The sequence below is a fragment of the Kaistella sp. genome, from assembly GCF_049588135.1.
GTDB lineage: Bacteria > Bacteroidota > Bacteroidia > Flavobacteriales > Weeksellaceae > Kaistella.
Genome location: NZ_JBAVFG010000098.1, coordinates 1 through 4,851, shown reverse-complemented (window position 1 = coordinate 4,851; position 4,851 = coordinate 1). Strand labels below are relative to the sequence as shown.

Sequence of the window (4,851 nt, the reverse complement as noted above, 5' to 3'; positions counted from 1 at the left end):
CAGAAGACTTTCAAATAAATTTTGGAAGTCTTTTTTATTTTAACGAAATTCGCTCCTGCATAAAGAAAAAATTAACCATTCACTGCAAAGCAAATTCACCATTGACCTTAGAAACTCCCATAGAATTCTTAAAAGGAATCGGTCCTGAACGCGCCAAATTCATTAAAAATGTTTTAGGATTTACAGCCGTTGAAGATTTTCTCACTTTCTATCCGTTACGATATATCGATAAAAGCAAAATCCATAAAATCGGCAATTTAAAAGAAGAACCCGATGCTGAAATTCAGTTCAAAGGAAAAATAACAGACATTCAGGAAGTGGCTTATGGCAAAGGTCAAAAAAGATTAACCGCTAAATTTCGTGATGATTCCGGAACGCTGGAATTGGTTTGGTTTCGTTATTCGAAATGGATGAAAGAACAAATTCCATTAAATCAGGAAATTTTCGTCTTTGGAAAAATTAATGAATTCAACGGACTATTTTCAATGCCACATCCAGAAATTGAAGTTGATGAAAAGAAAGCGCTTTCGGGAACGCTGTTACCAGTTTATCCCGGAAGTGAAAAACTTTCAAAAAGAGGCTTGAACAATAAGTTTTTTCAAACGGTAATTGCTGATATTGTTAAAAATTTACCCAATTTAGTTTCTGAAAATCTACCCGATTCTTTAATGAAAAGTTTGAACTTAATCGGCAGAATTCCGGCTTTATACAATATTCATTTTCCTAAAGATCTCCTTCATTTTCAACATGCTGAAAATAGAGTAAAATTTGAAGAAGCCTTTTTCTTTCAGTTAGGTTATGGTTTAAAAAAGCAACATCATAAAGCCTCTGTCGTCGGAAATCCTTTCCCGAAAATCGGCGAAAATTTCAATCAGTTTTACAATGAATTTATTCCTTTTGAACTGACCAATGCCCAGAAAAGAGTTTTAAAGGAAATTCGAACCGATATGAAAAAACCTATTCAAATGAATCGGCTTCTTCAAGGTGATGTAGGCTCCGGAAAAACAATGGTAGCACTTCTATCGATGTTGATCGCTCTGGATAACGGTTTTCAGAGTTGTATGATGGCTCCAACTGAAATCTTGGCGCAACAGCATTTTAATTCCATTCAGGAGCTTTTAGAAAAAACAAATATTAAAGTCCGCTTGTTAACAGGTTCCACAAAAACTGCAGATAGAAAAATGATTCATCAGGAACTTCTTTCCGGGGAACTTTCAATTCTAATCGGAACGCACGCAGTATTAGAAGATATCGTTCAATTCAAAAATCTCGGATTGGCAATTATTGATGAGCAACATCGATTTGGTGTAGCACAACGGGCGAAATTATGGGCGAAAAATAAAATAGCACCCCACATTCTCGTCATGACTGCAACGCCGATTCCAAGAACTTTGGCGATGAGTTTTTACAGTGATTTAGATGTGTCTGTCATCGATGAATTACCGGTCGGCAGAAAAGCCATTATCACTGCACACCGACGAGAAAAAGACCGATTGTCGATTTTCCGATTTGCCAAAGATGAGATTGAAAAAGGCCGGCAGATTTATTTCGTTTATCCTTTAATCGAAGAATCCGAAACTTTAGATTATAAAAATTTACTTGAAAATCTGGATCATATTATAGAGTTCTATGAAGGATTTAATGTAACCATGCTTCACGGCAGAATGAAACCTGCAGAAAAAGAAGCTGCAATGCAATATTTCGCTTCCGGAAAAGCCCATATTATGGTTGCAACAACCGTGATTGAAGTTGGTGTAAATGTTCCTAATGCTTCTGTAATGATTATTGAAAGCGCCGAAAGATTTGGACTGTCACAACTTCATCAACTTCGTGGGAGAGTTGGCCGTGGCGCAGAACAGAGTTATTGTATTTTGGTAACATCCGACAAACTTTCGAGTGACAGCCGAACCCGAATGAAAACAATGGTAGAAACAAATGATGGTTTTAAGATTTCTGAAGTCGATATGAAACTTCGCGGTCCTGGAGATATTCTGGGAACCCAACAAAGCGGTGTCGTCGATTTTAAAAAACTCGATTTGGTTGCAGATGGAAAAATCATCAAAATTGCAAAATCGACCGTTGAAAAACTACTCAAAAATGATCCTCATTTGGAACATGCTGAAAATTTTGAATTACGAACTTATTACGCCAAGCAATATAAAGGCAAAAATAAATGGGGACGAATTTCTTAAAAGTTTAAGTTTAAAAGTCTTCACACCTATTTGTATTAATTTTTTTGAATACTTTTGTTTACATGAAAAGAAATTTTGCATTTTTCTCCTTATTTTTAGTTGTTATTCTATTCGGGCAATCAAAAATTACCGTTTTGAAAACAGGAGAAAAAACGCCTATTCCTAATGCATCCATTTTCTGCCAAGGGAAATTATTAGGAAAAACGACTGCGGAAGGAATTTTAAACTTCAAAACAAAATGTAAAAAAGTAGAAATAAAAGCGGTTGGTTATTATGAAGATGAAGCGGTAGTCGATAATGTAATGGAACTTTCTCTTTCTAAAACAGATCCTAAAACGCAATCGATCGAAGGAGTAATTATTTCCGATAAAAGTGATCCGCGGGCTTTGGCAATTCTGCAAAAAGTGAATAACAATTTCAAAAATAATTCACCACAAAGTTTAGAATCCTATTCGTTTAAATCTTATGAAAAAATCTCTTTAGACTTCGATGAAGACAGTATTAAACAGTATAATCAATATTTGAATCACCGTTTGGATTCATTAAGTTCAGTTCCAAAAACACTACAATCTGCGGAAAAAAAGAAAGATTCTATCGAAAGTTTGAATGTAATGAAACTGATGGCTGGGAGTAAATTATTTCTTTGGGAAAGAGCATCTGAGTTTTTGTATTCCAAAAAATATGGTGAAAAAATCAATATTTTAGATAATCGTATGGCGGGATTGAAAGAGCCTGTTTATGAAATGATGGCGTTACGATCTAACAGAAATAAAATTCCAAAAGAAATTCAGGAAGAAAACCGAACACGCTATCGGTACTTTTTAACGGATAGTATTGAAATTGATGGACGAAAAAATTATGTCATTCGTTTTCGGCAAGCAGATTATAAAAACCCAGTCCAGAAACGAAAATTCAACGGTTATATTTACGTCGATACTGAAACTTATGGCTTAAAAAAAATCGAGAGCAACAGCAAGAAAAAAAACGAAGGATCAATCACAAGCATCTGGAAACCAATTGATAACAAGTGGTTTCTATGGAAAGAAAATTTTAAAATAAAAATGGGTTCAACTGTTTTTGACACCAACAAAACAGACAAAAAGAAAAAAGATAATTCTGATGAAAAACTGAAAAAGCAATTTGGAAACTACGTTTTCGTAATGGCAGATTATTTCGATTTTAAAACTTCTATTGCCGAGAACAAAAAAGATTTTACGGGATATTCAATGGCTATAAAAAATACCAATGGCGATATTCTAGAGAAATATAGAACCGATTCGTTGACAACACGTGAAAAAACAACTTACTCCAAAATCGATAGCGTTGGAAAAAAATATAATCTGGATCAAAAATTGAATGTTTTCACTGGTTTTCTGAAAGGGAAAATCAGAGTTGGAAATGTAGATTTTGATGCACTTCAATTGTTAAAGTATAATCAATACGAAGGACTCCGTGCGGGTACAGGAATTAAAATGAATGAAAAATTCAACAAATATATTTCTCCAGATCTGTATATCGCTTACGGATTTAAAGACACTTCGGGGAAATATGGTGCAGGAATCGATATAAAAACGACCCTTGAAAAAACTTCTTTTTTCCGTGCTGAATATTATAATGATGTAGATACGGCTGGGCGTTTCAATGAGAATCTCTGGAACTTTAAAATGAAGATTAACAATTCTGGAGTTGACTTAAACAATGATAGATTCTACCATTTTGAAGGTTTTAAAGTTTCCTATGAAAATGATTTATCGAATGCTTTAACTCTAAAAATTTCTGCTAAACGAAACCACGAGGAAGCCAAATTCGATTATAATTACAACAATCTCGGAAATAATTTTGAAAATTTTACAACGCAACTTACGCTGAAATATTCCCCGAATTCCAAAAGCATGATGACGCCAGCTGGAAAGTTGACTTACGAACAGAATTATCCCGAATATTATTTCAATTATGAACAAGGATTAAAAACTTTCGGCGGAGACTTCAATTTCAGCAGATTTGACTTTTTAGTTCAACACCATTTCAAAACAAAAATCGGTGTTACGGGCGCTCGTTTATACACTGGTTTGGTTACTGGGAACGCTCCAATTTGGCATCAGTTCGCGATTAATGGTTTAGGAAATGGAAAAAGTTCTTTGAATTTCAACCTTACTTCTTACCTTGGTTTTGCGACCATGAAAGGTGGCAAATATTATAATGACAAGTTTGTCGGCTATTATTTAACACATCGGGTACCGTTTTATTTCAGCACTTTTGGAAAGCAAATTTCAAGCTTTGATATGGTTTACCGAGGAATTACGGGAGAAATGAAAAATCCAGAAATACATCAATTTGAATTTCAGAAACTCAATCATTTTTATCAGGAAATCGGTTTAGAAGCCAATAATTTTTTAGGAAGTCCTTTCAATTTAGGCTTCTTCTATCGTATTGGACATTATGCAACACCAACTTTTAGCGAAAATTTCGCAATACAATTAAAACTCAATTTTTTAGGATTTTAAAATGAAAACAATACAAATTAAAGCTTCGCAATTTTTTGAATTATTAAAAATGAAAGACACTTCCATGTGGGAAATTTTCGCCCAAATGATTGATGCTGAAGAGAAGGAAATCATTTTTTTAGATGATGAAGAAAAAATTTTATTCAATTATATTT

Annotated in this window: 2 protein-coding genes; both read left to right on the top strand. The window is 34.0% G+C overall.

Translation table 11 applies throughout. From position 1 onward, the window contains the following. Nucleotides 1–101: 101 nt before the first annotated feature. Nucleotides 102–2,192 (top strand): ATP-dependent DNA helicase RecG, encoded by a 2,091-nt coding sequence (gene recG, locus WBY99_RS05730; protein ID WP_423975375.1) that lies wholly within the window; start codon nucleotides 102–104, stop codon nucleotides 2,190–2,192. 62 nt (nucleotides 2,193–2,254) lie between these two features. After that, complete coding sequence (locus WBY99_RS05725) at nucleotides 2,255–4,696, top strand: DUF5686 family protein (RefSeq protein WP_423975374.1); 2,442 nt, start codon at nucleotides 2,255–2,257, stop codon at nucleotides 4,694–4,696. The last annotated feature ends 155 nt before the right edge of the window (nucleotides 4,697–4,851 follow it).